The 26117-nt window shown below is 63.1% G+C and carries 26 protein-coding genes; 13 read left to right on the top strand and 13 right to left on the bottom strand.

The genetic code is table 11. From position 1 onward, the window contains the following. Positions 1–90: 90 nt before the first annotated feature. Positions 91–1182: a CapA family protein gene (locus tag KMZ68_RS10620; RefSeq protein ID WP_249779584.1), complete on the bottom strand. Its 1092-nt coding sequence runs from the start codon at positions 1180–1182 to the stop codon at positions 91–93. A gap of 82 nt (positions 1183–1264) precedes the next feature. Then, positions 1265–1684 (bottom strand): DUF2267 domain-containing protein, encoded by a 420-nt coding sequence (locus KMZ68_RS10625; RefSeq protein ID WP_215615720.1) that lies wholly within the window; start codon positions 1682–1684, stop codon positions 1265–1267. Positions 1685–1751: 67 nt separating this feature from the next. On the opposite strand from KMZ68_RS10625, the gene KMZ68_RS10630 reads away from it, so the two are divergent. Both KMZ68_RS10630 and dusA read left to right on the top strand, forming a co-directional pair. Continuing rightward, entirely contained in the window at positions 1752–2129 is a 378-nt protein-coding gene (locus KMZ68_RS10630; protein WP_215615721.1) for an RtcB family protein, read from the top strand. Between the two features lie 628 nt (positions 2130–2757). Continuing rightward, on the top strand, positions 2758–3753 hold the full coding sequence (gene dusA, locus KMZ68_RS10635) for a tRNA dihydrouridine(20/20a) synthase DusA (RefSeq protein ID WP_215615722.1): 996 nt from the start codon (positions 2758–2760) through the stop codon (positions 3751–3753). Between the two features lie 14 nt (positions 3754–3767). Here the strand turns inward: dusA and KMZ68_RS10640 are convergent, their stop codons facing one another. From KMZ68_RS10640 to KMZ68_RS10655, 4 genes are all read right to left on the bottom strand, one after another. Next, positions 3768–4280: a TIGR02281 family clan AA aspartic protease gene (locus KMZ68_RS10640; RefSeq protein ID WP_215615723.1), complete on the bottom strand. Its 513-nt coding sequence runs from the start codon at positions 4278–4280 to the stop codon at positions 3768–3770. A gap of 31 nt (positions 4281–4311) precedes the next feature. Continuing rightward, on the bottom strand, positions 4312–4521 hold the full coding sequence (locus KMZ68_RS10645; protein WP_215615724.1) for a DUF1289 domain-containing protein: 210 nt from the start codon (positions 4519–4521) through the stop codon (positions 4312–4314). Positions 4522–4566: 45 nt separating this feature from the next. Continuing rightward, positions 4567–6168 carry a sensor histidine kinase gene (locus KMZ68_RS10650; protein ID WP_215615725.1) on the bottom strand — a complete coding sequence of 534 codons (1602 nt, stop codon included), beginning with the start codon at positions 6166–6168 and terminating at the stop codon, positions 4567–4569. 140 nt (positions 6169–6308) lie between these two features. After that, positions 6309–7178 carry an NAD(P)-dependent oxidoreductase gene (locus tag KMZ68_RS10655; RefSeq protein ID WP_215602491.1) on the bottom strand — a complete coding sequence of 290 codons (870 nt, stop codon included), beginning with the start codon at positions 7176–7178 and terminating at the stop codon, positions 6309–6311. Between the two features lie 217 nt (positions 7179–7395). On the opposite strand from KMZ68_RS10655, the gene KMZ68_RS10660 reads away from it, so the two are divergent. The 4 genes from KMZ68_RS10660 to KMZ68_RS10675 all read left to right on the top strand — a co-directional run bounded on the left by KMZ68_RS10660 (position 7396) and on the right by KMZ68_RS10675 (position 11696). After that, the gene (locus tag KMZ68_RS10660; protein WP_215615726.1) at positions 7396–7833 is read left to right on the top strand and encodes a VOC family protein; all 438 of its coding nucleotides are present in this window, start codon (positions 7396–7398) and stop codon (positions 7831–7833) included. Positions 7834–8013: 180 nt separating this feature from the next. Further along, positions 8014–9144, top strand: a complete 1131-nt coding sequence (locus KMZ68_RS10665) for an Mrp/NBP35 family ATP-binding protein (RefSeq protein ID WP_215615727.1) — start codon at positions 8014–8016, stop codon at positions 9142–9144. 189 nt (positions 9145–9333) lie between these two features. Further along, complete coding sequence (locus KMZ68_RS10670; protein WP_215615728.1) at positions 9334–10422, top strand: TRAP transporter substrate-binding protein; 1089 nt, start codon at positions 9334–9336, stop codon at positions 10420–10422. A 185-nt stretch (positions 10423–10607) separates the two neighbouring features. Continuing rightward, positions 10608–11696, top strand: a complete 1089-nt coding sequence (locus KMZ68_RS10675; protein ID WP_215615729.1) for a TRAP transporter substrate-binding protein — start codon at positions 10608–10610, stop codon at positions 11694–11696. A 78-nt stretch (positions 11697–11774) separates the two neighbouring features. Here the strand turns inward: KMZ68_RS10675 and KMZ68_RS10680 are convergent, their stop codons facing one another. The 7 genes from KMZ68_RS10680 to KMZ68_RS10710 all read right to left on the bottom strand — a co-directional run bounded on the left by KMZ68_RS10680 (position 11775) and on the right by KMZ68_RS10710 (position 19159). Continuing rightward, positions 11775–13433 (bottom strand): TRAP transporter large permease, encoded by a 1659-nt coding sequence (locus tag KMZ68_RS10680; protein WP_215615730.1) that lies wholly within the window; start codon positions 13431–13433, stop codon positions 11775–11777. A 31-nt stretch (positions 13434–13464) separates the two neighbouring features. Then, positions 13465–14046: a TRAP transporter small permease subunit gene (locus KMZ68_RS10685; RefSeq protein WP_215615731.1), complete on the bottom strand. Its 582-nt coding sequence runs from the start codon at positions 14044–14046 to the stop codon at positions 13465–13467. A gap of 254 nt (positions 14047–14300) precedes the next feature. Next, the gene (locus tag KMZ68_RS10690) at positions 14301–15914 is read right to left on the bottom strand and encodes a TRAP transporter large permease (RefSeq protein ID WP_215615732.1); all 1614 of its coding nucleotides are present in this window, start codon (positions 15912–15914) and stop codon (positions 14301–14303) included. After that, positions 15911–16450, bottom strand: coding sequence for a TRAP transporter small permease subunit (locus tag KMZ68_RS10695; RefSeq protein WP_215615733.1), 540 nt, complete (start codon positions 16448–16450; stop codon positions 15911–15913). Before KMZ68_RS10695 ends, KMZ68_RS10690 begins: the two co-directional genes overlap by 4 nt. A 285-nt stretch (positions 16451–16735) precedes the next feature. Further along, on the bottom strand, positions 16736–17770 hold the full coding sequence (moaA, locus tag KMZ68_RS10700) for a GTP 3',8-cyclase MoaA (RefSeq protein ID WP_215615734.1): 1035 nt from the start codon (positions 17768–17770) through the stop codon (positions 16736–16738). A gap of 116 nt (positions 17771–17886) precedes the next feature. Then, complete coding sequence (locus tag KMZ68_RS10705; protein ID WP_215615735.1) at positions 17887–18339, bottom strand: hypothetical protein; 453 nt, start codon at positions 18337–18339, stop codon at positions 17887–17889. Positions 18340–18472: 133 nt separating this feature from the next. Further along, positions 18473–19159 (bottom strand): HAD hydrolase-like protein, encoded by a 687-nt coding sequence (locus tag KMZ68_RS10710; RefSeq protein WP_215615736.1) that lies wholly within the window; start codon positions 19157–19159, stop codon positions 18473–18475. 189 nt (positions 19160–19348) lie between these two features. Here KMZ68_RS10710 and rpiA point away from each other — a divergent pair, with 189 nt between their 5' ends. The 7 genes from rpiA (at position 19349) to KMZ68_RS10745 (ending at position 26058) form a co-directional block, all read left to right on the top strand. Further along, on the top strand, positions 19349–20047 hold the full coding sequence (rpiA, locus tag KMZ68_RS10715; RefSeq protein ID WP_215615737.1) for a ribose-5-phosphate isomerase RpiA: 699 nt from the start codon (positions 19349–19351) through the stop codon (positions 20045–20047). Positions 20048–20073: 26 nt separating this feature from the next. Continuing rightward, positions 20074–20625, top strand: a complete 552-nt coding sequence (locus KMZ68_RS10720; protein WP_215615738.1) for a DUF2059 domain-containing protein — start codon at positions 20074–20076, stop codon at positions 20623–20625. 86 nt (positions 20626–20711) lie between these two features. Beyond that, positions 20712–22085, top strand: coding sequence for a glutathione-disulfide reductase (gene gor, locus KMZ68_RS10725; protein ID WP_215615739.1), 1374 nt, complete (start codon positions 20712–20714; stop codon positions 22083–22085). Between the two features lie 167 nt (positions 22086–22252). Beyond that, positions 22253–23215 carry a Bug family tripartite tricarboxylate transporter substrate binding protein gene (locus tag KMZ68_RS10730; RefSeq protein WP_215615740.1) on the top strand — a complete coding sequence of 321 codons (963 nt, stop codon included), beginning with the start codon at positions 22253–22255 and terminating at the stop codon, positions 23213–23215. Continuing rightward, positions 23212–23691, top strand: a complete 480-nt coding sequence (locus KMZ68_RS10735) for a tripartite tricarboxylate transporter TctB family protein (protein ID WP_215615741.1) — start codon at positions 23212–23214, stop codon at positions 23689–23691. The genes KMZ68_RS10730 and KMZ68_RS10735 overlap by 4 nt, the downstream gene beginning before the upstream one ends. Beyond that, the gene (locus KMZ68_RS10740; RefSeq protein WP_215615742.1) at positions 23691–25214 is read left to right on the top strand and encodes a tripartite tricarboxylate transporter permease; all 1524 of its coding nucleotides are present in this window, start codon (positions 23691–23693) and stop codon (positions 25212–25214) included. The genes KMZ68_RS10735 and KMZ68_RS10740 overlap by 1 nt, the downstream gene beginning before the upstream one ends. Positions 25215–25227: 13 nt before the next feature. Beyond that, a complete protein-coding gene (locus KMZ68_RS10745) occupies positions 25228–26058 on the top strand; it encodes an aspartate dehydrogenase (RefSeq protein WP_215615743.1) in 831 nt (276 codons plus the stop codon). The last annotated feature ends 59 nt before the right edge of the window (positions 26059–26117 follow it).

The raw sequence follows: 26117 nt of genomic DNA on the forward strand, positions 1-26117 counted from the left end.
CACCAGAGCGCTCCCGTCGCGTGAAGTGAGGATGCTCAGTCGCCTTGTCAGGCACGGACGTCATCGAAGGAGACGAACTCGCGAGAGACGTCAGGTGGCGAGTCGATTGGACATTGGATGGGAAGGAACGAGCCGGCCGCCCGGATCGAGTACGATGCCGGTCTTGAACCGCAGACATTCTCGCTGGAGCGTCTGTTGCATCCACTCGATGTCCTGCCGCGAAGGGCGGTCAAGCCGGAACTTCCTGATTTGAAGAGGGATGATCTCAAGCGCGGCGAGATCTCCGGTCGCCGGTTCGATATCTGCGAAATACATCAGCGCCAGGTCGCTGCGAAATTCTTCATGGCCGCGGATCCCTTCATAGTCATTGAGGAAGTCGCCGCAACCATAGAGAATAAGTCGCTTATGGTAGACCTCGACGGCCTTGGCATGATGCGATGAATGGCCATGAATGATCGACACATTGGCCCGGTCGATGAGCGTGCGTGCGAAGCGCTGTTGCTCTTCTGGGATTTCGTAGCCCCAATTCGATCCCCAATGAAGCGAGACAACGGCCAAATCGCCTGGTTGCTTGACGCTGACGATGTATTCCGCGGCGCGTAGCGCGTCCGCCTCCGAAAGCCGCGTCAGGAGGTTGACACCGGGAATGTCCGTTGTGGCGGCCCAACTGCGTGGAATGCCGCTCGTCACAGCGCCGAAAGAAAAGACAAGTACCCGCGCCTTGTTGGCAAGGTCCAGTGCTGCTGGCGCCGCGGCCTCGGAGGCATTTCGCCCTGCGCCGGCAGCCTTGATCTTCAGATGTTCCAGTGCTGCCAACGTCTGCAACAGACCGCTCGGTCCCCAATCCAGGACGTGATTGTTGGCGAGCACACAACAGTCGATCCCTGCGGCGGAGAGGCAGTCGGCATTCTCCGGACTCATGCGGTAATTGATGCTCTTTCGGACGTAGTCGTCGCTACGGGTAATGGCCGTTTCCAGGTTGATGATACGCGCGTCCGGCTGCATCCGGCTCAATTCATCGAGCGCGGCGCCCCAAACGTACGAAGGTTCGGCGTGTCGGGGAATTGGGCCATTCGCGTGCTCGGCCAAACCAACATAATCCTTTGCCGAGGCGACGTAGTCTTCGTGCAGCGTTGGGTCGCAGGGATGCGGCAGCACCTGATCAATGCCTCGTCCCGTCATGACGTCGCCGCAAAGGAACAGCCTTACGGATCGCACTGGCCGAGAATCAGTTGATGATTGCGCCGTAGCGCTCATGGCCAAATCAGCTTGGCCAAAGAGTGTGCAGCGGCTTCGGCGTGGCGACCTTGGCGCCCTCGAGTTCGCCGGCAGGCAAACGTGCCGCAAGTGTGGCGAACACCTCGCGAGCGGCTTCCTCTACATCGATGCCGGGGTCGCGATGCACGCTATCGTGAATACGCTCAAGGAAGGCGCTTCTGCTCTTCGCTGCCAGGTGGGCACCTGGATGCCATCCCTCATAGTAGAGCCCGCGCAACAATGGGGGCAGTTGCGCTCCGATGTATATAGCCGCATCTTGCGGAAGGCTGTCACGCAACCCATGTAGGGTTGCCAGCAGAACCAGATAGACCCGCTCGCGGTCATGCCAGCCGAGACGGCGCATGACGTCATCGACCCAAGCCTCTGTCTCAGACACGGCGACGCGGAGATCCTGAAGGGCGGGCATGACTATCTCCCCAATTGCTAATCATTCTCCGCCAAGGCGGCTTGGTGTGTTTGCGCGAGATCAAGTGATGCCGTTTGTTTTGTTGCTTTCCTCGCAGCGGTGTCCTGCGGCTTGGATCATGCTCGCGAAGGGCGCCCATTGGGCAGTTGCGCGGCTGGGGGAAATGCGCGACCTTGAACGGATCGAGGAACAAGGGCGGATGGTTGGTGCCCGACCGGATTGCGTGTCGGACCGCGCCAAGGAACGCCAGCGCCGGGAAATGGGAACGCTTGGCTCGGGCAATCACTATCTCGAGGTCCAAGCGATGCCCGAGAGTTTTGATATGGCGGTCGCAGACGCCTTCGGGCTCGCACAGGACGTCGGTGCGGTCGTGGCCGCGGCTGAGCATGCAGGGCTCGCTCGAAGTGTGGCGCGCCTGCGACCGCTGATTTGCATCAAGGGCTAGGATCCGTCCGGAAGCTCGAAAGTTAGCTGCCAACGCACGGATTTTGCATTCAGGGAACGACAACGACGGCACAGGGTGCGAGGCTGACAAGCTTCTGGGAGACACTGCCAAGCCCATCCAAACCGATCGGACGCGGAATCGATCGCAGTCATGGAGTGCTCGCGCCCGACGGCTTGTGATCTGACGCACTTCGGATCGGCCGGCTGTGTGATCCAATTTCATCATGTCCCTCACGCTCTATTGATGCGTTTTCCCAACTACGCTCACGTTGCGGGTGCATGTGATTTACCCCTCGAAGGGTTGGATCAACGCTGACGTCATTGCTAAGGCTGATTCTTAATTTCGGTTGAATGTGCGTCGTTCTTGGCGTTTTCCTTGTGTCACTCGCGCTGCAATGTGAATTGGGAAAGGATGGCTTCAGCGGCAAAACGCCGCCGCACGTGTGCATTCGGGCTTTCGTGTGCACCATGTGTGTGTGCACTGAGAATGCAGATTTGGCGTTTTGGGCTTCTAACCGGGGGATATGATTCTGGAAAAAAGCAAAATATATCAAAGCTCGTTCGCGCTAGATTTCCCAAACCCGTCCAATCCGCTATAGGATTGGGTGGAGACGTAATAGATTATCGAAATGAATGATTTGCGCTGGAAATTCTCCGTCGCCCCGATGATGGATTGGACCGACCGGCATTGCCGCGTCTTCCACCGCCTGATGACGCGGCGCGCCCGGCTCTATACGGAGATGCTGACCACCGGCGCCATCATTCATGGCGATCGCGCCCGGCTGCTCGGCTTCGATCAGAGCGAACATCCGGTGGCGCTGCAGCTCGGCGGTTCGGAGCCGCGCGATCTCGCGACCGCTGCGAAGATCGGTGAGGATTTCGGCTATGACGAGATCAATCTCAATGTCGGCTGCCCGTCAGATCGGGTGAAGGACGGCCGCTTCGGCGCCTGCCTGATGGCGGAGCCGGCGCTGGTTGCCGAGGGCGTCCACGCCATGAAGCGCGCGGTCGGCATTCCCGTCACGGTGAAATGCCGGATCGGCATCGACGACCAGGATCCGGAAATTGCGCTGGATACGCTGGCGCGCAGCGTAGTCGCCGCCGGCACGGATGCGCTGATCGTGCATGCCCGCAAGGCCTGGCTCAATGGATTGTCGCCGAAGGAAAACCGCGACGTCCCGCCGCTCGACTATAACAGGGTGTACCGGCTGAAGGCGTCGATGCCGGAGGTGCCCGTCATCATCAACGGCAGCATCGCCGATCTCGCCGCGGCGAAGCAGCACCTCGATCATGTCGACGGCGTGATGCTCGGGCGGGCGGCCTACCACGAACCGTGGCGGTTGCTGGCGGCCGATCCCGAATTGTTCGGCGAGGCTGCCCCTTACGCGACGATGAAGGACGTGTTCGAGGCGATGATTCCTTATATCGAGGACCAGCTGGCGCAGGGCACTCGGCTGCATTCGATGACGCGGCATTTGGTCGGCGCGTTCCATGGCGTGCCCGGCGCGCGCGCTTTCCGCCGCCACCTCGCCGAGAATGGTGTCAGGCAGGAAGCGGGTGTCAGCGTGCTGCGCGATGCGATTGCGCTGGTGCAGGACCGTGCGGTGGCTCCGATCGCGGCGTGATCCGCTCGACGGCGCTACGGATAGCCGTGCAGCATCAGCCGGTCGGCGCGCACTTCCCAGCTTTCCAGCCGGTCCAGAAAACTCATCCCGAGCAGGTTGGTCTTCATTTGTCCGCGCGGCACCACGAGAGCCGGCACCGAACGTTCGACCAGCTTGCCGATCGCCAGGCGATCGAGCGTCAGCCGTGCGGCCTTGGTGTGTCCGCCGGCGGTCTCGACGTCGACATTATATACGAGCAGCTCGAGCGGCAGCCCGGCCGCCTTCGCCGTTTCCCAGGTCAGCACGACAGAGGTCGCACCGGTATCGATCACCATCGGGGCGCTGACGCCGTTGATCCTGGCCCGCAGCGCGAACTCACCGCCCTGGCCGCGCGCGATCTGCACCGCGCGCCCCGTCGATACGGTTCGTTTGCGCAGCATGTCGGACACGCTGTCGCTGGCGCGCGCGAGCTGTTCCGGATCCTTGTAGGCGACCACGGCGCCGGCCGTCGCCGCCAGCATCAGGAGCACGAGCACAAAGCGGCTCACGACGCGCCTCCCATGCAGGTGTCGTCGCCTGTCAGGCCGGCTTCGCGGCCGCCGCCTTCGCGGGCGGAGCAAGCCCGGCCTCGGCCATGCGCGCCGGAAGCTGCGCCATGACGGCATGCCGCTCCGCGCTGTCCATCTCCTGCCAGCGCGCGATCTCCGGCAAGGTACGGCCGCAGCCGAAACAGAGGCTGGTTCTGGGATCGATCATACAAACTGCGGTGCACGGCGTCTCTTTGCTCATCAGGAGATAGTGATGGGGTTTCCGTCGATTTCGCAAGCGCTCCAGTTACAGGCCGGTGCCGGCGCTCATGATCGGCTGTTTGCGGATCCGGCGTTTGTCTTCGGCGGTCACGGTGGCGGATTGAGGCTGCAGCGGCGGAGCCTCCTCGGCCATCGGCGCCAGCGCCGACATCACGCGCTCCGGCGGGAAGGTGACGATGACTTCGGTACCGATGCGAAGCTTCGATTTCAGCGTGAACGTGCCGCCATGCATATCGATCAGGCTTTTCGCGATCGGCAGGCCCAGCCCCGCGCCCTGTTCGGCTGACTTGATCGAATTGGAACCCTGGCCGAACGATGCCAGCACAATCGGGATTTCGTCCTCGGCGATGCCCGAGCCGGTATCCTTGACGCTCAGATATTGTCCGCCGGACGCGGTCCAGCCGACCTTCAGCCAGATCTCGCCGCCCTGCGGGGTGAACTTGATCGAGTTCGACAGCAGATTGAGCACGATCTGACGGGTCGCGCGCTCGTCGCCCCAGATCCGCGGCATGCCCTGCTCGAACACCTCGTGAATGGTGATGCCGCGGCTGGAGGCGCGCAGTTTCAAGAGATGATGGCAGTCGGCGACGACATGCACCAGCGACACTGCTTCCTCGTTGAGTTCGTACCGTCCGGCCTCGATCCGCGACAGGTCGAGGATCTCGTTGATCAGGTTGAGCAGGTGCACGCCGGAATTGTGGATGTCGGCGGAGTATTCCTTGTAGACCGGTACCGCGTGCGCGCCGAAGATCTCGCTCTTCATCACCTCGGAAAATCCGAGGATCGCGTTCAGTGGCGTGCGCAACTCGTGGCTCATCTGCGCCAGAAACCTCGACTTCGCGACGTTGGCGGATTCGGCGCGATGCCTCGCCTCGTCGGATATCGCCTTGGCCTGCTCGAGTTCGCCGATCAGCGCGTCCTTTTCGGCGCGCGCTTCCAGTGTCGCCAATGTCGTCGAATGCAGGCGATGCGCGAGCAGGGCAAAATAGCCTTCGGCGGCGATCGCGAGCAGGGCGAGCACGTAATTGTCGAAGGTCCCGCTCAGCACGAAATTCGCCGCGATCGCCGCCGTCACCGGCGCGGTCGCCACTAGGGCGGCGATCGGCAGGCTGGCCGCCAGCATGCTCGATACCGCGATCACCAGCAGCATCAGGAACATCATCAGCGTGTTGGAGACCACGTCGAGGCTGGCCGGGTGGATCAGGATCGCCGTCCAGCACAGGCCGTAGAGCAGATCGAGCAGCACGAACCGGGTGCGCCACTTGCGGGTGGCGGTGAGCGAGGGGGATTCGCCGAGGAACCTGTGGCAGTGGCGGATGATGACGGCATGAATGCAGAACATGCCCAGGGTCCAGGCCGCTGCCGAAATCGGCTGCATCCAGAAGCCGAACAACAGGCCGGTTGCCACCACCAGCAGCATGACGACGTAGGACGCGGATACCCGGGTCTGGGCATATTGCCGGAGCAACTCGCGATCGAAAGCGGGACGGGTTCCGCTGGTCGACGTTAACCTGTCGCGCGCCTCGCGCACCCGCTGCGCGGCCGCACGGCGGTTGCTCACCGGCACGACCACGGGCGCTTCAGCCGGAAGCTGGACGACTTCGGGCTTTTCTGCGGGTTTACTCATCAAACAACACAAATCCTGCCCGCGGACCGCGCGGGCTTTTTGCATTGTCTATCTCTGGCGCTAAATTATTAAGAGCGACCTTAAAGCGCTAAAGAATCACGTTAACGGGAGGTTAAATTAACCTCTTGCGGGAGGCTCCTTCAGCGCTCCAGCCGGGCGAGCAGGCTCGACGTATCCCAGCGCTTGCCGCCCATCTTCTCGACCTCGGAATAGAATTGGTCGACCAGCGCGGTCACTGGAAGGTTGGCGCCGTTGCGGCGCGATTCCGCGAGGCAGATCGAGAGGTCCTTGCGCATCCACTCCACCGCGAAGCCGAAATCGAACTTGCCTTCGTTCATGGTCTTGTAGCGGTTTTCCATCTGCCAGGACTGGGCGGCGCCCTTCGAGATGGTGTCGATGACGGCCTGGACGTCGAGCCCGGCCTTCTTGGCGAAATGAATGCCCTCCGACAGGCCCTCGACCAGTCCGGCGATGCAGATCTGGTTGACCATCTTGGTCAGTTGCCCGGAGCCGGCGGGCCCGAGCAGCTTGCACATCCTGGCATAGGCCGCGATGACGGGCTCGGCGCCGGCATAGGCATCCGCAGTGCCGCCGCACATCACGGTCAATACGCCGTTTTCCGCGCCGGCCTGGCCGCCGGACACCGGACCGTCGACGAACTTGAAGCCTGCCTTGGTGGCGGCGGCGTCGAGTTCGCGTGCGACTTCGGCGGAGGCCGTGGTGTGGTCGACGAAGGTCGCGCCCTTCTTCATGCCGGCAAAGGCGCCGTCGGCGCCGATCGCGACCGCGCGCAGGTCATTGTCGTTGCCGACGCAGCACATCACGAAATCCTGGCCTTCGGCCGCGGCTTTCGGGGTCGCCGCGGTGCGCCCGCCGAACTTGTCCGCCCATTGCTTCGCCTTCGCCGCGGTGCGGTTGTACACCGTCACCTCGTGGCCGCCTTTTTTGACCAGATGTCCTGCCATGGGGAAGCCCATGACGCCGAGACCGAGGAAAGCGACTTTAGCCATGTGAGCAACCTTGGGGTTTCGCCGGCATTGGATTAGCCGGACCGTGTTCTGGGGAGCGATGAGGGGCCGGTACGTCCTGGAACAGGCCCCCTGAAGATGCGGAAGGCGCACCATAAACCCTGCAGCATGGAGGGCAACGCCTCCGTTTGGCGTGTGCGCAGGGTTTTGTGCTAGGATTGGACCGTCAAAACAACTTCAAAAAAGGGGAGTGTTTCGCATGGGTGTGAGCGTGGGCGTGCTTGATCATTTCAATATCCGGACCCGGAAACTCGACGACACCGTCCGGTTCTACGAGGATATTCTGGGGCTGGAGAAGGGCGCCCGGCCGAATTTCGCTTTTCCGGGGGCCTGGATGTACAGCGAAGGCAAGCCGGTGGTGCATCTGGTCGATATTTCCAGGACCGATGAGCCGCAGAAGCCGGATTCCGGCGTGGTCCATCACGTCGCCTTCGTCAGCCAGGGGTTTGCCGGCATGAAGCAGCGGCTGGAATCCAAGGGATACAAATACGACGCCCGGCAGGTTCCGGGCGGCGAGCTTTGGCAGATCTTCGTCGATGACCCCAACGGCGTCATGATCGAGCTGAACTACGAGGCCGCCAGGGAGCAGGGCGTAGCAGCCCCCGTCGAGCGCCGGGAGGACATGGGGGCGAGGTAGCCTTTTGCGCTGCAACGCTCTATGTATCGCATCCGAAATATCGCATCGCCTTTTCGAGCGAGATCTGCCCCGAACTTGATGCGGGGCGGACTTTGGTTCGCGAAATGAAGTTGCGCCAAAGCAAAGAATAGAGCCCGGTCCTGATGCAATCAGAACCGATAAGGCTCAAGGAGATGCGCCGTGAGCGTAACGCAGCAACAGGTTCTGAATGCGCTGGCCAGGGTGAGGTCGCCCCGCGGCGTTGCCTTGACGGATGCCAATGTACTGTCGGCGATCGCCGCCAACGACGGCAAGGTCTTCTTCTCCATCAATGTCGATGCCGCCGAGGCCCGCGCCTGGGAAAGCATCCGCGCCGAGGCCGAGGCCGCGGTGCGCGCCATTCCCGGCGTCACCGTCGCCATGGTCGCGCTGACGGCCGAGCGCAAACCCGGTTCCGCGCCGCCGCCAGCGCCGCATCGGCACGGGCCGGGCGTTCAACCGGTCTCGGCGCATCGCCCGCCGCAGAGCCCGGCGTCGCCGATGTCGAAGCAGTCGGAAATTCCCGGCATTTCAGCGGTCATTGCGGTTGCCTCCGGCAAGGGCGGTGTCGGCAAATCGACCACCGCGCTCAACCTGGCGCTGGGCCTGCGCGATCTCGGCCTGCGGGTCGGTCTGCTCGATGCCGACATCTACGGTCCGTCGGTGCCGCGGCTGACCGGCATTCACGAGAAGCCGCAATTGAACGACGAGCGGAAGATGATTCCGATCCGGCGTTTCGGCCTTGCCATCATGTCAATCGGTTTCCTGGTCGAGGAGGAAACCGCGATGATCTGGCGCGGGCCGATGGTGATGTCGGCCATCACCCAGATGCTGCGGGACGTCGCGTGGGGCAGCCTCGATGTTCTCGTGGTCGACATGCCGCCCGGCACCGGCGACGCGCAGCTGACGCTGGCGCAGAATGTGCCGCTGAAGGGCGCGATCATCATCTCGACGCCGCAGGATCTTTCGCTGATCGATGCGCGGCGCGGGCTTGCGATGTTCAGGAAGGTCAATGTGCCGGTTCTCGGCATCGTCGAGAACATGAGCTATTTCCAGTGCCCGCAATGCGGCACCCGATCGGATATTTTCGGGCATGGCGGCGCGCGGCACGAGGCGGAGCGGCTTGGCGTGCCGTTCCTGGGCGAAATCCCGCTCCATATGTCGATTCGCGCCACCTCGGATTCGGGTACCCCCGTGGTCGACAGCGAGCCGGACGGCCCGCATGCGGCGATCTATCGCGCGATCGGCGCCAGGGTCCGCGACCAGCTCCAGGGCGTCATTGCCGCCGCCTGAGCCGGTTTTCGGGGGCATATGCGACTTTCGATTAATCGGTGCTGTCACGCCATTGTGAGGTTTTCCGATGGCAAACTTCCGTGGTAAAGCCCCCGCGCCAGAGCGCCTTCGGCCGACACGGATCCCGTATTGCCGAACCAGCCGCTCCAGGAAATCTGGGAAAATATGCCCAACAAGGAGATGCCTTAGATGAAGCGTCGTGACTTTTTGAAAGTTTCCGCGGCCGGTGCCGCCGCCACCGCCGTGGCCTCGCCGGCGATCGCGCAATCCTCGCCCGAGATCAAGTGGCGCTTGACGTCGAGCTTCCCGAAATCGCTCGATACGATCTATGGCGGCGCCGAGTATCTCGCGAAGCAAGTTGCCGAGATGACCGATAACAAGTTTCAGATTCAGGTGTTCCAGGCGGGTGAAATCGTTCCGGGATTGCAGGCGCTTGACGCGACCGCCAAGAATACCGTCGAGATGAGCCATACGGTTTCCTATTACTACGTCGGCAAGGATCCGACTTTTGCGATCTTCTCGGCGGTGCCGTTCGGTCTCAATGCGCGCATGCAGAATTCCTGGTTGTATCAGGGCGGCGGCAATGAGCTGGCCACCGAGTTCTTCAAGAAGCACGGCGTGATCGGCTTCCCCTGCGGCAATACCGGCACCCAGATGGGCGGTTGGTTCCGCAAGGAGATCAAGACGGTCGCCGATCTCTCCGGTCTCAAGTTCCGCATCGGCGGCATTGCCGGCCAGGTGTTGCAGAAGGTCGGCGTCGTACCGCAGCAGATCGCCGGCGGCGACATCTATCCGGCGCTCGAGAAGGGCACCATCGACGCCGCCGAATGGGTCGGACCCTATGATGACGAGAAGCTCGGCTTCCAGAAGGTCGCCAAGTACTACTACTATCCCGGCTTCTGGGAAGGCGGCCCCACGGTTCATGCCTTCTGCAATCTCGAGAAGTGGAACGAATTGCCGAAGAGCTATCAGACCGTGCTCGCCAACGCCGCTCAGTGCACCAATAGCTGGATGTCGGCGCGCTACGACATGCAGAACCCGGCGGCGTTGAAGCGCCTGGTCGCCGGCGGCACCCAGCTTCGTCCCTTCACCAACGAAGTGCTGGAAGCCTGCCTGAAGGCGACCAACGAGTTGTGGTCGGAAATCTCGGCGAAAAACGCCGAGTTCAAGAAGGTCATCGACGCGATGCAGGCCTATCGCTCCGACCAGTATCTGTGGTGGCAGGTTGCAGAATACACCTACGACAGCTTCCAGATCCGTTCGCGCACGCGCGGCTGATCGGCGCCGTCAGGCGGCTACGCCTTAAGTCGTAGAAATCGGCCCGGCCTCCGCTAAGAGGTCGGGCTTTTTTTGTTGCCCTGCATCAATTCGGCATGGAAATCCGGTGCCGGATGTTCCATGCTGGTTCCAAGCCTCGGCAAGAAGGCTCACGGATACAAGCGCAGACAGAGAGGGATCACTCAATGAAACGACGAGATTTTATCAAGGTTACCGGCATGGGCGTCGCGGGCGGAGCCGCCTTGGCTGCACCTGCGATCGCGCAGTCAACGCCGGAGATCAAATGGCGCATGGCGGCGAGCTGGCCGAAATCGCTCGATACGCTGTACGGCGGCGCCGAGATGATGGCCAAGATGGTCGCCGAAGCCACCGACAACAAATTCCAGATTCAGCTGTTTGCGGCGGGCGAAATCGTTCCCGGGTTGCAGGTGCTCGACGCCGTGCAGAACGGTACCGTCGAGTGCGGCCACACGGCGTCGTATTACTACTTCGGCAAGGATCCGACCTTCACCTTCGGCTCGGCGGTTCCGTTCGGGCCCAATATGCGCATCAACCAGGCTTGGTACATGCTGGGCGGCGGCAAGGACCTCCTGAACGAGTTCTACAAGGGCTACAACGTTACTTCGTTGCTGGCGGGCAATACCGGTTGCCAGATGGGCGGCTGGTTCCGCAAGGAGATCAAGACCGTCGACGATCTCAAGGGCCTCAAATTCCGCATCGGCGGTTTTGCCGGGCGCGTGCTGCAGAAGCTGGGTGCGGTGCCGCAGCAGATCGCCGGCGGCGATATCTATCCGGCGCTGGAGAAGGGCACCATCGACGGCGCCGAATGGGTCGGTCCTTATGACGACGAGAAGCTCGGCTTCTACAAGGTCGCGCCGCATTACTACTATCCCGGCTGGTGGGAGGGCGGCCCGATGCTGCTGGCTTTCGTCAATCTCGATAAATGGAATGCGCTGCCGAAACACTATCGGAGCATCCTCGAGCAGGCCGGTCAGTATGCCAACGACTGGATGATGGCGAAATACGATCAGGGCAATCCGCCGGCCTTGCGCCGGCTGCTCGCAGGCGGCACCAAGCTGCATGCCTTCCCGCCGGCTGTCATGGAAGCCTGTCTCAAGGCGGCGAAGGAATTGCACAGCGAAACGGCCGCGGGCAATGCCAACTTCAAGAAGGTGCTGGAGTCCCTTACCGCCTTCACGAACAACGGCTACCAGTGGTTCCAGGTCGCGGAAGTCGGTTACGACAACTTCATGGCGCGTCACTCGCAGGGCTGATAGGCCCGCCGATCGTTCAAGTGAACGGAAAAACCCCGGAGCGAAAGCTCCGGGGTTTTTTGTCTGCGGAAACGATTGCTATTGCTTGGGCGGCGGACCGAAGTCCAGCGGCGGCGGCTCCATTTGCGGGATTTCGATCTTGATCGTGTTCGGATCGATCGTCGATGCAACGCCCTTGTAGTGCATCACCATTCCGGGGAACGCGATCACCAGCAGCACCATGATGACCTGGATCACCACGAACGGCACCGCGCCCCAATAGATCTGGCCGGTGGTGACGGGGTCCATGCGCTTGCCGGTGAGGCGGTCGATATAGGATTCCTTCGGCGCCACCGAGCGCAGGTAGAACAGCGCGAATCCGAACGGCGGATGCATGAACGAGGTCTGCATGTTGACGCCGAGGATCACGCCGAACCAGATCAGGTCGATGCCGAGCTTTTCGGCCGCCGGCCCGAGCAGCGGGATGATGATGAAGGCCAGTTCGAAGAAATCGAGGAAGAAGGCGAGAACGAACACAAACGCGTTGACGAAGATGAGGAAGCCGATCTGGCCGCCGGGCAGGGAGGTCAGGAGGTGCTCGACCCAGACGTGGCCGTTGACGCCGTAGAAGGTCAGCGAGAACACCCGCGCGCCGACCAGAATGAAAATGACGAAGGCCGACAGTTTGGCCGTCGATTCGGTCGCCTGACGGATCAGATCCCAGCTCAGCCGGCGCTTGGCGGCGCCGAGAATGATCGCGCCGGCCGCGCCCATCGCGCCGCCTTCGGTCGGCGTCGCAATGCCGATGAAGATCGTGCCGAGCACCAGGAAGATCAGGAACAGCGGCGGCACCATCACGAACGTGGTCTGCTGAGCCATTGCCGACAGGAAACGGTATCCCGTCAACTTGTCGAGGATCCAGTTCAGGACGGCGACAAAGAATGCGAACAGAATACCGAAGAACATGCTGAGCACGACGTAGTCCGCGCCATGCGTCGTCGAGTCTCGCATGATCAGCCAGCCGAAGGCGACGCTGGCCAGCGTGAGGATACCCAACGAAATCAGCCCGCGGCTGCCGTCCTTCTCGCGAAAACCGATCGCCTCCGCTGGCAGGCCCGGCGCCGCCTTTGGAAAGACCAGCGTCACGAGGAAGGCATATCCCGCATATAGGCCGGCGAGCACCATTCCCGGAATGAACGCGCCTTCGTACATGTCGCCGACCGATTTGCCGAGCTGGTCGGCCATCACGATCAGCACCAGCGAGGGCGGAATGATCTGCGCCAGCGTGCCCGAAGCGGCGATCACGCCGGAGGCCATGCGCCGGTCGTAGCCATAGCGCAACATGATCGGCAGCGAGATCAGGCCCATCGAAATCACCGACGCCGCCACGACACCCGTCGTCGCCGCGAGCAGGGCGCCGACGAAGATGACGGCGTAGGCGAGGCCGCCGCGGATGGTGCCGAACAACTGCCCGATGGTGTCGAGCAGATCCTCCGCCATGCCGGATCGTTCGAGCACGAGTCCCATGAAGGTAAAGAACGGAATTGCCAGCAGCGTGTCGTTGCTCATCACGCCGTAGACGCGTTCGGGCAGTGCCTGCAGGAAGTCCGGCCGGAACTCCCCGAGTTGGATGCCGACGAAGGCGTAGATCAGTCCCACCGCGCCGAGGGAGAATGCCGCCGGATAACCCAGCAGCAGGAACACGACCAACGACGCGAACATGATCGGCGCCATATTGGCAATAAGAAAGGCTGACATCTAGTGGATTCCCCTGCGACCGCGTCTGCGCTCAGCGTTTTTCTATCGCCTCGACGAGATGTTCGACCTCGGCCTCGAGAGCATGCACCTGGAAGGCATGTGGATCCGGGATCAGGCCGCGCCTCACCGCAATGCGCTTGATCAGTTCGGATATGCCCTGCACCAGCAGCAAGGTGAAGCCGATGATGATCAGCGACTTGGCGGGCCATTGCGGCAACCCGCCCGCATTGCCCGATTGCTCGTTGAGCTCGACCGAACGCATGAAGAACGGGCCGCCGGTTACGATCATGACGATACACAGCGGCATCAGAAAGAAGGCATGACCGACGATATCGATCCAGTCACGCAGCCACTTCGGCATCATGTTGCTGACGATGTCGATCCGGATATGCTCATTGTCGAGCAGGGTCCACGGCGAGCACAGCAGGAACACCATGCTGAACAGCAGCCATTGAAGCTCGAGCCAGGAATTCGAGGAGGTGTCGAAGGATTTGCGGATGATCGCGTTGACGGTGGAAACGACCACCGCCACCAGGATCAGCCATGCCAGGCGTTTACCCGTCCATTTCGTGAACGCGTCAATCCCGCGGCTCAGTTTCAAGAGCGATTGCAAACGAAGACCCCTCCCAGTTGCGCCTCTGCCGTCTTGACCGCACCTGTCAGGTACGGCGGCCTATCCAGCCGGGCTAGCATAAAGCCGGCTCACCATTCCAGCGCGCGGAGCCGCCGTCAAGTTTGTTGATATTGAAGGGGAATATTCCCACTGCGGAACGCCGCCGCCGGGGCCTCAGTCTCAACCGCCGGTGGCGCTCGTACACCGGCTGACGCCGGTGGGTGCGGCGGTGGTGGGCCGGGGGTGTGAAGCCGCTATTTCGGCTTTCCCAGCGTGTTGAAATCGATCGGCGGCAGTTCATCAAGCTGCGGTATCTCGATCCTGACCTTGCTGATGTCCTCGGCACTGATCGGCTTGTCCAAGAGCGCGGTGACGGTCCACGGGAAGGCGATCACCAGCACGACCATGATGACCTGCAGCCCGATCCAGGGCATGGCGCCCCAGTAGATATCCGAGCTCTTCACCTCCTTGGGCGCCACGCCGCGCAGATAGAACAGCGCGAAGCCGAACGGCGGATGCAGGAACGAGGTCTGCATGTTGACGCAGAGCATGACGCCGAACCAGATCAGCGCAGCGTCCGCGCCCACCACCGGCGCCAGGACCTTCTGCGCGATCGGCGCCACCATCGGCAGGATGATGAAGGCGATCTCGAAGAAATCGAGGAAGAACGCCAGGAAGAAGATGAACAGGTTGATGAAGATCAGAAAACCCCAGACCCCGCCGGGCAGGGACGTCAGCATGTGTTCGAGCCACACCCCGCCCGAAACGCCCAGGAACACCACCGAGAAACAGGTCGAGCCGATCAGGATGAACACCACCATGGTGGTCAGGCGCATGGTGCTCTCGTAGCCCTGCTTGATCAGGCTTCGCAATTCGGGGATGCGGACGGCCTCGAGGCATACCCAGACCACCGCGAAATAGGCGACGGCGAAGGCGAGCTTGAACACCAGGTTCTCCGCCACGAAAATACCGACCATGGTGCCTATGCCGCCGGCGATCACGCCGACGATCAGAACCTTGCGGCCCTTGGTGCTGAAATCCTTGCTGTGGATTGCCGCCAGCACGATGGCGCCGACCGCGCCCATGGCGCCGGCCTCCGTCGGGGTTGCCAGCCCGAGCATCATGGTGCCGAGCACGACGAAGATCAGCACGGCCGACGGGATGATGCCGAGCAGGCATTTGCGCCACAACGGCCATCCCTTCAGCGTCAGCTCGTCGCGCGGCACCGGCGGCACGTGATCGGGCTTGATGAGGCCGAGCAGGAAGGTGTAGCCGGCGAACAGCATGATCTGGAAAACCGACGGTCCCCAGGCGCCGAGATACATGTCGCCGACCGACTTGCCGAGCTGGTCGGCGAGCACGATCAGCACCAGCGACGGCGGCACCAGCTGGGTGATGGTACCCGATGCCGCCAGCACGCCGGTGATGTAGCGCATGTTGTATTTGTAGCGGATCATCACCGGCATCGAGATCAAGGCCATCGCGATCACCTGCGCCGCCACCGTTCCGGTGATGGCGCCGAGGATGAAGCCGACGATGATCACGGAATAGCCGAGGCCGCCGCGGACCGGGCCGAACAACTGGCCCATCGAATCCAGCATGTCTTCGGCGAGGCCGCATCGCTCGAGGACCGCGCCCATGAAGGTGAAGAACGGGATCGCGAGCAGCAGCTCGTTCGACAGCACGCTGCCGAACACCCGGCCGGGAATGGCCTGCAAGAAGACGAAATCGAAGAAGCCGAGGTGGATCGATAGAAAGCCGAACGAAAATCCAACCGCGGCCAGTGTGAACGCCACCGGAAAGCCGATCAGCATCGCCAGGACCAGGCCGCCGAACATCAGCGGCGGCATCATTTCCAGCGTGATCATTGCACCGGTCTCTCGTACTTGGCGTCGATGGTCACGAGGTTCTGCAGCGCCGCGACGCGCTTGATGACCTCCGAGACGCCCTGCAGCGCCAGCATCACGAAGCCCGCGGGAATGACGAACTTGATCGGCCAGCGCAGCAGGCCGCCGGCATTGCCGGATTCCTCGGCGACGGCGTAAGCCTGATAGAAGAACGGCCAGGACAGCCAGGACAGCAGCAGGCAGGCCGGGATCAGAAAGACGAGCGTGCCGATCAGATCGAGCCAGAGCTGGCCGCGTTCGGAGAGAAACAGATAGAAGATCTCGACCCGCACATGCTCGTTGCGCTTGAAGGTGTAAGACGCCCCGAACATCACCAGGATGGCGAACATGTACCACTGCAGCTCGAGCCAGCCGTTGGAGCTGTAGCCGAACGCGTAGCGGATCATCGCATTGCCGGCGCTGACCACGCACGCGCCCAGAACCAGCAGGTTGCAGACGCTGCCGATCTTTTCGTTGAGCAGGTCGATCCCGGCGCTGAGCGCAAGCAGCGGACGCATCATGTTCGCCCAGGCACTCGCCGGCTGAATGTGTCCGGAGCTTCAGCGCATTTCGTTCCGCCGCCATGTTTCGCGCACAGGGCGCCACGGCTTGTTATTTCTATTGGCTGCGATTGCAACGATGATCCCCCCAAACTTGCGCCTTTGCCGTCTTGAACTGTGCCCTTGAGGGCGCAGCGGCCTGTCTGGCCGGGCAGTCATAAAGCAGCCGCACCATTTCAGCGCGGCGCGGCAGCGTCAATTGGAAAAGTTGGCACTGGGGTCAGATGGCCGCGGACTGAAAGTTCAGCCGCCGGTGACGCTCATATGCCGGCTGACGCTCGGGCGGTTGTGGCGGCGATCGATGATGAAGTCGTGGCCCTTCGGCTTCAGGCCGATAGCGCGGTCGATCGCGGCAGCGAGCAGGTCGTCGTCGACCGAAGCCCGCAGCGGCTTGCGCAAATCGGAGGCATCCTCGTGGCCGAGGCAGGTATGCAGCGTGCCGGTACAGGTGATGCGCACCCGGTTGCATGCTTCGCAGAAGTTGTGGGTCATCGGCGTGATGAAGCCGAGCTTGCCGCCGGTCTCGGAGACCGAAACATAGCGGGCAGGGCCGCCGGTATCGTCGTCGATGTCGGTCAGCGTGAATTGCTGGGCGAGACGGGCGCGCAGCAGCGACAGCGGCACATATTGATCGATGCGGCCTTCGCCGATGTCGCCCATCGGCATCACCTCGATCAAGGTCAGCGCCATGCCCTTGCCGTGCGCCCATTGCATCAGCCCGGGGATTTCATCCTCGTTGAGGTTCTTCAGCGCCACCGCGTTGATCTTGACGGCGAGGCCCGCCGATCGTGCCGCCTCGATGCCGGCCAGCACCTTGTCGAGGTCGCCCCAGCGGGTAATGGCGCGGAACTTCTCGGGATCCAGCGTGTCCAGCGAGACGTTGATGCGGCGTACCCCGCAATCCCGCAACTCCCCGGCAAAGCGCGAAAGCTGCGAGCCATTGGTGGTCAGCGTCAGTTCGCCGAGCGCGCCGCTGTCGAGGTGGCGCGACAGCGAGCGCACCAGCGACATCACGTTACGCCGGACCAGCGGTTCGCCGCCGGTCAGCCGCAACTTGCGCACGCCCTTGGCGATGAAGGCCGAGCACAGCCGGTCGAGTTCCTCGAGCGTGAGCAGATCGGCCTTGGGCAGGAATGTCATGTCTTCCGACATGCAATAGAAGCAGCGCAGGTCGCAGCGATCGGTGACCGATACCCGCAAATAGCTGATGGTCCGGCCGAACGGGTCGGTCATCGGACGGGACAGCGATGCCAGTGGACTGGGTGAGGGGCCGGTCATTCAGGTGCCTTTTCGGTGGGCCGCCGCGACAATAGGAGACGGCCCCGCCGTTGCAATCTAGGCACGTTGCAATGCCTGTACAATCCGCAACCTTTTTCAGGTGCGCTGCAAAGCAATCAGCGGGGGGGCGGCGGCGTCGGGTTTGGGAACGGCGAGCCCGCAGGGGCGGCCGGCGGCGGCTTCGGTTTCTTCGGCTTGGCCGGCCGGCGAACCGGCTTCGGCGGCGGCCCAGCCGGCTTCAGTTCCGCGACCACCGGGTTGGGATCGATCGTGGTCGAGGCGGGAGTCGAGAAATCGCCGGGGACAAAGGTGACCTGCACCGGGACGGTCGCCGGCAGGAACTTGTTCATGGTGTAGGTGACCGAGAAACCGGTATCCACCGCGGGCACCGCGACCGAGCAGGGGGTTTTGCAGCCCGGCCCCAGCGAGGTCTTGGCGTCGGCGCCCGAGGGAACCGAGTCGAGCTGGACCTGAATGGTGGGCGGCGTGGACTTGAAGGCGTCCATGGAAAAGGAGGAACACCCGGCCAGGCCTGCCGCCGTCACGGCCATCACGATGACACGACGCATATCCGTCACCCTACTGCGGCTCGGCGCCACAATCCCCGCGCGAGCTTAGGGGTGTCGGGGTATCCGCGCAACGGTGCGGACCGTTATAGTTAAGTAATGGTTAATATCTATTTATGTAAGTAAAATCAATGTATTACGCTTGATTTCTGGGCTTCGTCAGGCTTTCCACGGCGGCCGGCAGATCGCGCATGTGATGGATCAGGAGGTCCGGCTTGAGCTCGGCGATCGGCACCTCGGTATAGCCGAATCCGACGCCGATCACGGGGACGCCGGCGCGGCGGGCGACGCCGACATCCGGTCCGGCATCGCCGACCATGATCGCGGCGGACGGGTGACCTCCGGCGCGCGCGATCGTCTCCCGCAGGAAGACCGGGTCCGGCTTCGAGACCCCGAAAGTGTCGGCGCCGCAGATCGCCGAAAACCGCGCACTGAGGCCCAACTGGTCGAGCAGCAGTTTCGACAGCCACTCCAGCTTGTTGGTGCAGACCGCGAACCGGCACCCGCGCGCGCTGAGCTCATCGAGCGCGTCCTCGAGCCCCTCGAACGGGCGGGAGGCGTCGGCGATATGTGCCGCATAGTAATCGATGAAATCCCCCATCATCCGGTTGATGTCTTCGACGGAGGTGATGCGGCCGTCCACCTCCACGCCGCGTTCGATCAGCTTGCGGGCACCGGCGCCGATCATGTTGCGCGCGGCGTGCAGCGGCACTGCGGGCATACCCTCGCGGTCGAGCACGAAGTTGAGGGCGTTGATCAAATCGGGCGCCGTATCCACCAGCGTGCCGTCGAGATCGAATACGATGATTCGGGCAGAGGTCATGCGAAAACCGCTATCGGGCCCGGCGCGATCGTGCAAGTGGCTGAACGAGTCGTTTCTTCATCATGGCCGCCTTCATCAAATCCCCTTTATACCGCTGTTCCTCATCGCAAAACGACGCTAGACATGCCCCCGCCGGACAGCGCGGGTCGCGGGACCGGCGGCGGCTTCCCAAAAAGGCATCGCACGCACGTGAACATGGACGAATTGAAACGGCAGGCGGCGGCGCGCGCGCTCGAAGAAGTGCGCGACGGCATGAAGCTCGGCCTCGGCACCGGTTCGACCGCAAAGCACTTCGTCGATCTGCTCGGCGAAAAGGTGCGCGCCGGACTGAATGTGGTGGGCGTGCCGACATCGGAAGCCACCCGCATCCAGGCCGAGCAGTGCGGCGTCCGGCTGACCACGCTCGACGAGGTCGACCGGCTCGACCTCACGGTCGATGGCGCCGACGAAATCGATCCTGCGCTCCATCTGATCAAGGGCGGCGGCGGAGCGCTGCTGCGCGAAAAGATCGTCGCGGCCGCGTCGGATCGCATGATCGTGATCGCCGACGATACCAAATGGGTCGATGTCCTCGGGCGTTTTCCGCTACCCGTCGAGGTCATTCCGTTCGGCCTCGCGGCGACGCGGCGCGCCATGGCCGGGGCATTTGCGGAAAGCGGCAATTCCGGGCAAATGGTGCTCCGGAAGGGTAAGGACGGCCACGTTTTTGTCACCGATGGCGGCCACTGGATTGTCGATGCCCATCTGGGCCGCATATCGGATGCGCCGCGGCTGGCGGGCCTGTTGACCGCCATTCCCGGCGTCGTCGAGCACGGACTGTTCATCGGTCTTGCCAGCCTGGCTGTGCTGGCGGGTGCTCAGGGAATTCGCGTTATCGAACGGCGGTGACGCCGTTAATCCTAAGGAGACTTGGAATGAAGCTTGTTTCGAAGACTTTGTCGGCCGCCGGTCTTGCGCTTGCATTGGCGGCGGTCGCCGCTCCTGCCTCCGCACAGCAGAAGCAGGCTGCGCCGGCCTCGGCGATGACTTCCTCGCTGCCCAAGCCGGGCACGCCGGCGGCGATGACCGCCGCCAGGGAAATCCTGCAGATGAAGAACGTGGCGGGGATGTACGCCGGCGCCGTGCCCGGTCTGGTCCAGAAGACCAAGGAGGCGCTGCTGCAGGCCAACCTGAACTACCAGAAGGACCTCAACGAGGTCGCCGTGACCGTCGCCCAGAAATTCGCCGGCCGCGAAAAGGAAATCGGCGAAGGCATGGCCACCATCTACGCCAACGAGTTCACGGAGCAGGAATTGAAGGATCTGGCGACGTTCTACAAGTCGCCGCTCGGCCAGAAGCTGCTGGCGACGGAACCCCGGGCCATCGGGTTGAGCATGTCCTACATGAACGCCTGGGCGCAGAACTTTGCGGAAGTGATCAACGGCGAGTTCCGCGCCGAGATGCGCAAGCGCGGCAAGGAAATCTAGGCGTAGCGAGCGGCGAATGGAAGGCGCATCGCGGGCTCGGTCTGCCATTCGCCATTCGCTATTCGCCATCCGCAATTGGGGCTGCCATGGCTGAGTTCGACGTCGATCTGTTCGTGATCGGAGGTGGCTCCGGCGGGGTACGCGCCGCCCGGATCGCCGCCGGTTATGGCGCCAAGGTGATGATCGCCGAAGAGTACCGCATGGGCGGCACCTGCGTGATCCGCGGCTGTGTGCCGAAGAAGCTCCTGGTCTACGCTTCGCACATCCGCCACGACGTCGAGGATGCCGCCGGTTTCGGCTGGACTATTCCGCAGGCGACGTTCGACTGGCCGACGTTGATCGCCAACAAGGACAAGGAGATCGCGCGGCTGGAGGCGGCCTACACCACCAACGTCGAAAAATCCGGCGCCCGCGTGGTCAAGACCCGCGCGGTGTTCGAGGATCCGCATACGCTGCGGCTCGGCACCGGCGAGACCGTCACGGCGAAACACGTGCTGATCGCCACCGGCGGCGCGCCCAATCACGGCCAGGCCATCCCCGGCATCGAGCACGTGATCTCGTCCAACGAGGTGTTCCACCTGCCGCAATTGCCGAAGCGCATCGTGATCCAGGGCGGCGGCTATATCGCGCTGGAATTCGCCTGCATCTTCGCCGGCTTCGGAAGCGACGTGACCTTGATCTACCGCGGCGAGAACATCCTGCGCGGTTTCGACGAGGACGTCCGCAGCCACGTCCGCGACGAGATGGAGAAGGACGGCATCACGATTCTCACCGGCTGCACCGTCAACAAGGTCGACAAGCACGGCAGGGAGTTCACCAGCCATCTGTCGAACGGCTCCAGCATCGCCTCGGACCAGGTGATGTTCGCGATCGGGCGGCATCCGGCGGTGGCCAATCTCGGGCTGGAGAAAACCGGCGTCGCCATCAATCCCGACAATGGCGGCATCGCGGTCGACGGTTTCTCGCGGACGTCGGTGCCGCACATCTACGCGATCGGCGACGTCACCCATCGCATCAATCTCACGCCGGTCGCGATCCGCGAGGGTCATGCGTTCGCCGACACCGTGTTCGGCAAGCAGACGGTCGAGGTCGACCATGCGGACATTCCGACCGCGGTGTTTTCGCAGCCCGAGGTCGGCACCGTCGGGCTGACGGAAGCCCAGGCCCGCGCCGGCTTCGCCCGTGTCGACATCTACAAGGCGAGCTTCCGCCCGATGAAGGCGACGCTGTCGGGCCGCGACACGCGGATGCTGATGAAGCTCGTGGTCGACGCCTCGACCGACCGCGTCGTCGGCTGTCACATCGTCGGCGACGGCGCCGCCGAGATAGTCCAGGTGCTTGGCATCGCCGTGAAGATGAAGGCGACCAAGGCCGATTTCGACGCCACCATGGCGCTGCATCCGACCGCGGCGGAAGAGCTGGTGACGATGCAGACGCCGAGCGCGCGGCATGTGCGGTAAGCGGCGGAGTAGCGGGCTTCCAGCGAACCCTGCGACGCAGCGGAATTTTCTGCAGTGCGTCACAAGCGAACCTTCCGAATAGCCGCAGGGCTTTCCCCTGAGTGGCTCAGCTGTTACTGTCCCGATCGAGAGCCTGAATGGCCCACGAAACGACGGGGAGATGACGGATGGCAAGATTGTCCGTGACGATGGCCGGCGCTGCCGTGCTGGTCGGTGTGCTGGCTGCTCTACCGGCGCCCGCGACGGCGCAATATCCCGACCGCCCCATCAAGATGATCGTGCCATGGGCCGCCGGCGGCGATACCGACAACATCTTCCGGCCGTTCGCCGTCGAATTGCAGAAGCACATTGGCCAGCCCGTGGTGATCGCCAATGTCGGCGGCGCCTCCGGCACGGTCGGCGCGCGCGAGGCCAAGAACGCGGCGCCCGACGGCTATACCGTCTACGCGGTGCACGACTATATCCATCTGACGTTCTACGCCGGCATCAGCGACGTCAAATACAGCGACTTCGAACCGATCTGCCTGGTCGCAGCGACGCCCTCGGTGCTGACCGCAAGCGCCAAGACGCCCTGGAAGAACTGGCAGGAGCTCGCCGCCGACGCCAAGAAGCGGCCGGGCGAGATCACGGTCGGCGCCACGCTCGGCTCGACCAGCCATATCTTCCCGGCATTGATCGAGAAGCAGGCCGGCGTGAAATTCAAATTCGTGTCCTATGAAGGCCTGGCGCCGCGGATGAACGCGCTGCTCGGCGGCCACATCAACCTCACCGATTCCAACCTGACGCAGAAGGGCAAGGTCGAAGCCGGGCTGCTGCGCTTCATCGCAATCGCCAGCGAGAAGCGCGATCCGGAATCGCCCGACGTGCCGACGCTCAAGGAACTCGGCATGAACATCGTGTTCGAGGTGGTGCGCGGCCTCCTGGTTCCCAAAGGGACACCCGCGCCGGTGCGCGCCAAGCTCGAGGATGCCTGCACCAAGGCGACCAAGGAGCCGGCCTTCGCCCAGGCGATGAAGGTGCAGGGCACCCGCGTGGCGTTCCTCAATGCCAATGACTATGGCAAGTTTCTCGCCAGGATCGACGACGAGAACAAGGTCATCATGACCGATCTCGGCCTGATCAAGAAATGAGCATCGGCCGCGATGGAATTGCCGGGCTGGTCCTGCTCGCGATCAGCCTGGTCCTCCTGGTCCAGTCGTTCCAGCTGCCGTCCCTTCCCATCGTTCCGGTCGGGCCGGGCTTCTACCCGGCCATCGTGCTGTCCTTCATGGCGGCCGCGAGCGCGCTATTGGTGCTGCAGGACCTCTTGAGCCGTCGCGCGCCGGCCGCAGCCACAGCACCCGACACACCCAGGCGGAATTATCGCCTGGTGGTGATCGCATTCGCGATCGTCGGTGGTTATGTGGCGCTGCTGCCGCTGTTGGGATTTCGCGTCGCCACGGTCCTGTTCGTCGGGGCGCTGCAGGCCGCATTGGGCCGGCCGCGAACCGCGCGGCAATGGGCGGTGCTCGCCGCAATCGCGCTCGGCACCGCCGCGGTGGGCTATCTCATCTTCGAACGCTATCTGCTGGTGCTGCTGCCGCGCGGCGCGTGGACGGGTTTCTGATGCTCGATCTGCTCTGGCACGGCCTCGTCAACGTCGCCCAGTGGAAATATATGTTTCCGCTGTTTGCCGGCACGTTCATCGGCGTGATCGGCGGCTCGCTGCCGGGCGTCACCATCACCATGACGGTGATCGTGGTGTTGCCGTTCACCTACGGGCTCGATCCGCTGGCGGGCCTTGCGGCGATGACCGGCGTCTATGTCGGGGGCTCGACCGGCGGCCTCATCGCCTGCTGCCTGCTCGGCATCCCCGGCTCGCCGGCGTCGATCGCCACCACCTTCGACGGCTTCCCGATGTCGCGCAACGGCGAGCCGGGCCGCGCCATCTGGCTCGGCGTCTGGGCGTCGGTCTGGGGCGGCCTGCTCGGCGCCCTGTTCCTGGTGTTCCTCACCGGGCCGCTGGCGGCGATCGCGCTGGAATTCGGGCCGTGGGAATACTTCTCGCTGTTCGTGCTCGCCATGGCGATGGTGGCGGGGCTCACCGAATCCTCGCTGCTGAAGGGACTGATCTCGACCGCGATCGGGCTGTTGATCACGGTGGTCGGCCACGATCCGATCGGCAGCGTGCCGCGCTTCACCTTCGGCTCGGAGTTCATCGGCGGCGGCTTTCCGTTCCTCCCGGTGCTGATCGGTATTTTCGCCTTCGCGCAGATCATGACCGATCTGGAGAAGCTCAATCTGCCGCACGGCCATGCGCCGGAATCGCTGGCCGGGATCAGGCTCGAGCGCTTCTCGCACCTCAAGGTCAACCTGGAAATCTTCAGGCAGCCGTTCCTGCTCGGATGGGCGACGATCGTCGGGCTGATCATTGGCATCCTGCCGGCGATCGGCGGCAGCGCGTCGAGCGTGATGGCCTATGACCAGGCCAAAAAGTTCTCGAAGACGCCGGAGCGTTTCGGCAAGGGCCACCCCGAGGGCATCATCGCCTCGGAAGCCTCCAACAACGCCAATGTCTCGGGCTCGCTGATGACCATCATGGCATTCGGCATTCCCGGTGACGCCGTCACCGCCGTGATGCTCGGCGCGATGACGATCCACGGCATTCAGTCGGGGCCGCTGTTCATCTCGCAGAACCCCGACCTCGCCTATGGCATCTATGCGGCCTACATCCTGGCGCACCCCTGCATGCTCTTGATCTGCGTCGCGCTGATGCCGTTGATGCTGCGCGTGACCTCGGTGCGGATGGCGGTGCTGGCGCCGGTCGTGCTGGTGCTCTGCGTCGTCGGCGCCTACGCGCTCAACAACACCATGCAGAGCGTCTACGTGCTGCTGCTGTTCGGCGTCGTCGGCTATGGGCTGGTCAAGCTCGGCTTTCCGCTCGCGCCCCTTATCCTGGGCCTCATTCTCGGCGACCAGATCGAGATCAACCTGGTGCGAGCGATCATGACCGACGCCGATCCCTGGCTGTTCCTGACCCGGCCGATATCCGGCGGGCTGCTGCTGGCGGCGGTGGCCTCGGTGGTGGCGGCGATATGGCAGCATATGCGCCACCAGAAGCGGGTGATCGAGGAAGAGCCGGATTTCTGAACCGAGGTACCCGATGGCCAATGTGGAGAAAAGCGTGCGGCCTGATCTGCGGATTGCGGTGGTCGGGCTCGGCGCTGTCGGCACCAGGGTGGTGGAGGCGCTGGACCGGGGCATCGATGGCCTGGTGCTATCAGCGGTGTCGGTGCAGAACCCCGAAAAGCACCGCAGCCGGCTTGCCGGTCTGACGCGAACGCCTGCCGTCCTGCCGATCGAGGCGCTGGTCGATGTCGCCGACATCGTCATCGAATGCGCCCCGAGCAGGCTCGTCCGCTCGATCGTCGCGCCGTTCGTAACAGGCGGAAAGATCGCAATCGTGCTCAGCGCCGGTGCGCTGCTCGATCACGAAGACCTCATTGAACTGGCGAAGCGGAACGGCGGCCAGATCGTGGTGCCCACAGGCGCGCTGATCGGGCTCGACGCCGTGACCGCCGCAGCGGTCGGGAAGATCCATTCGGTCCGGATGGTCACCCGGAAGCCGGTCCGCGGGCTCGCCGGCGCTCCCTATGTCGTCGAAAACGACATCGACATCGAGCGGATTACCGAGCCTCTCAAAATATTCGACGGCACGGCGCGCGAGGCGGCGAAGGGATTTCCGGCCAATGTGAATGTCGCCGCCGCGCTGTCGCTGGCCGGGATCGGTCCCGATCGAACGACGATCGAGATCTGGGCCGATCCCAAAGTGACGCGTAACATGCACCGGATCGACGTGGAATCCGATTCCGCCCGCTTTTCCATGTCGATCGAGAATATCCCCTCGGAAAACCCGAAGACGGGTCTCATCACCGCGCTGTCCGTCATTGCCTGTCTTCGCAAGCTGCGCGCACCGCTTCGTGTCGGAACGTGAGGGAAGCCATGATCCTGCAACGATCTTGTGCGCCTGTTGAGCGGTTCGGCGCCCATTAC

Origin of the sequence: Bradyrhizobium sediminis, assembly GCF_018736105.1 — a bacterium.
Lineage (GTDB): Bacteria > Pseudomonadota > Alphaproteobacteria > Rhizobiales > Xanthobacteraceae > Bradyrhizobium.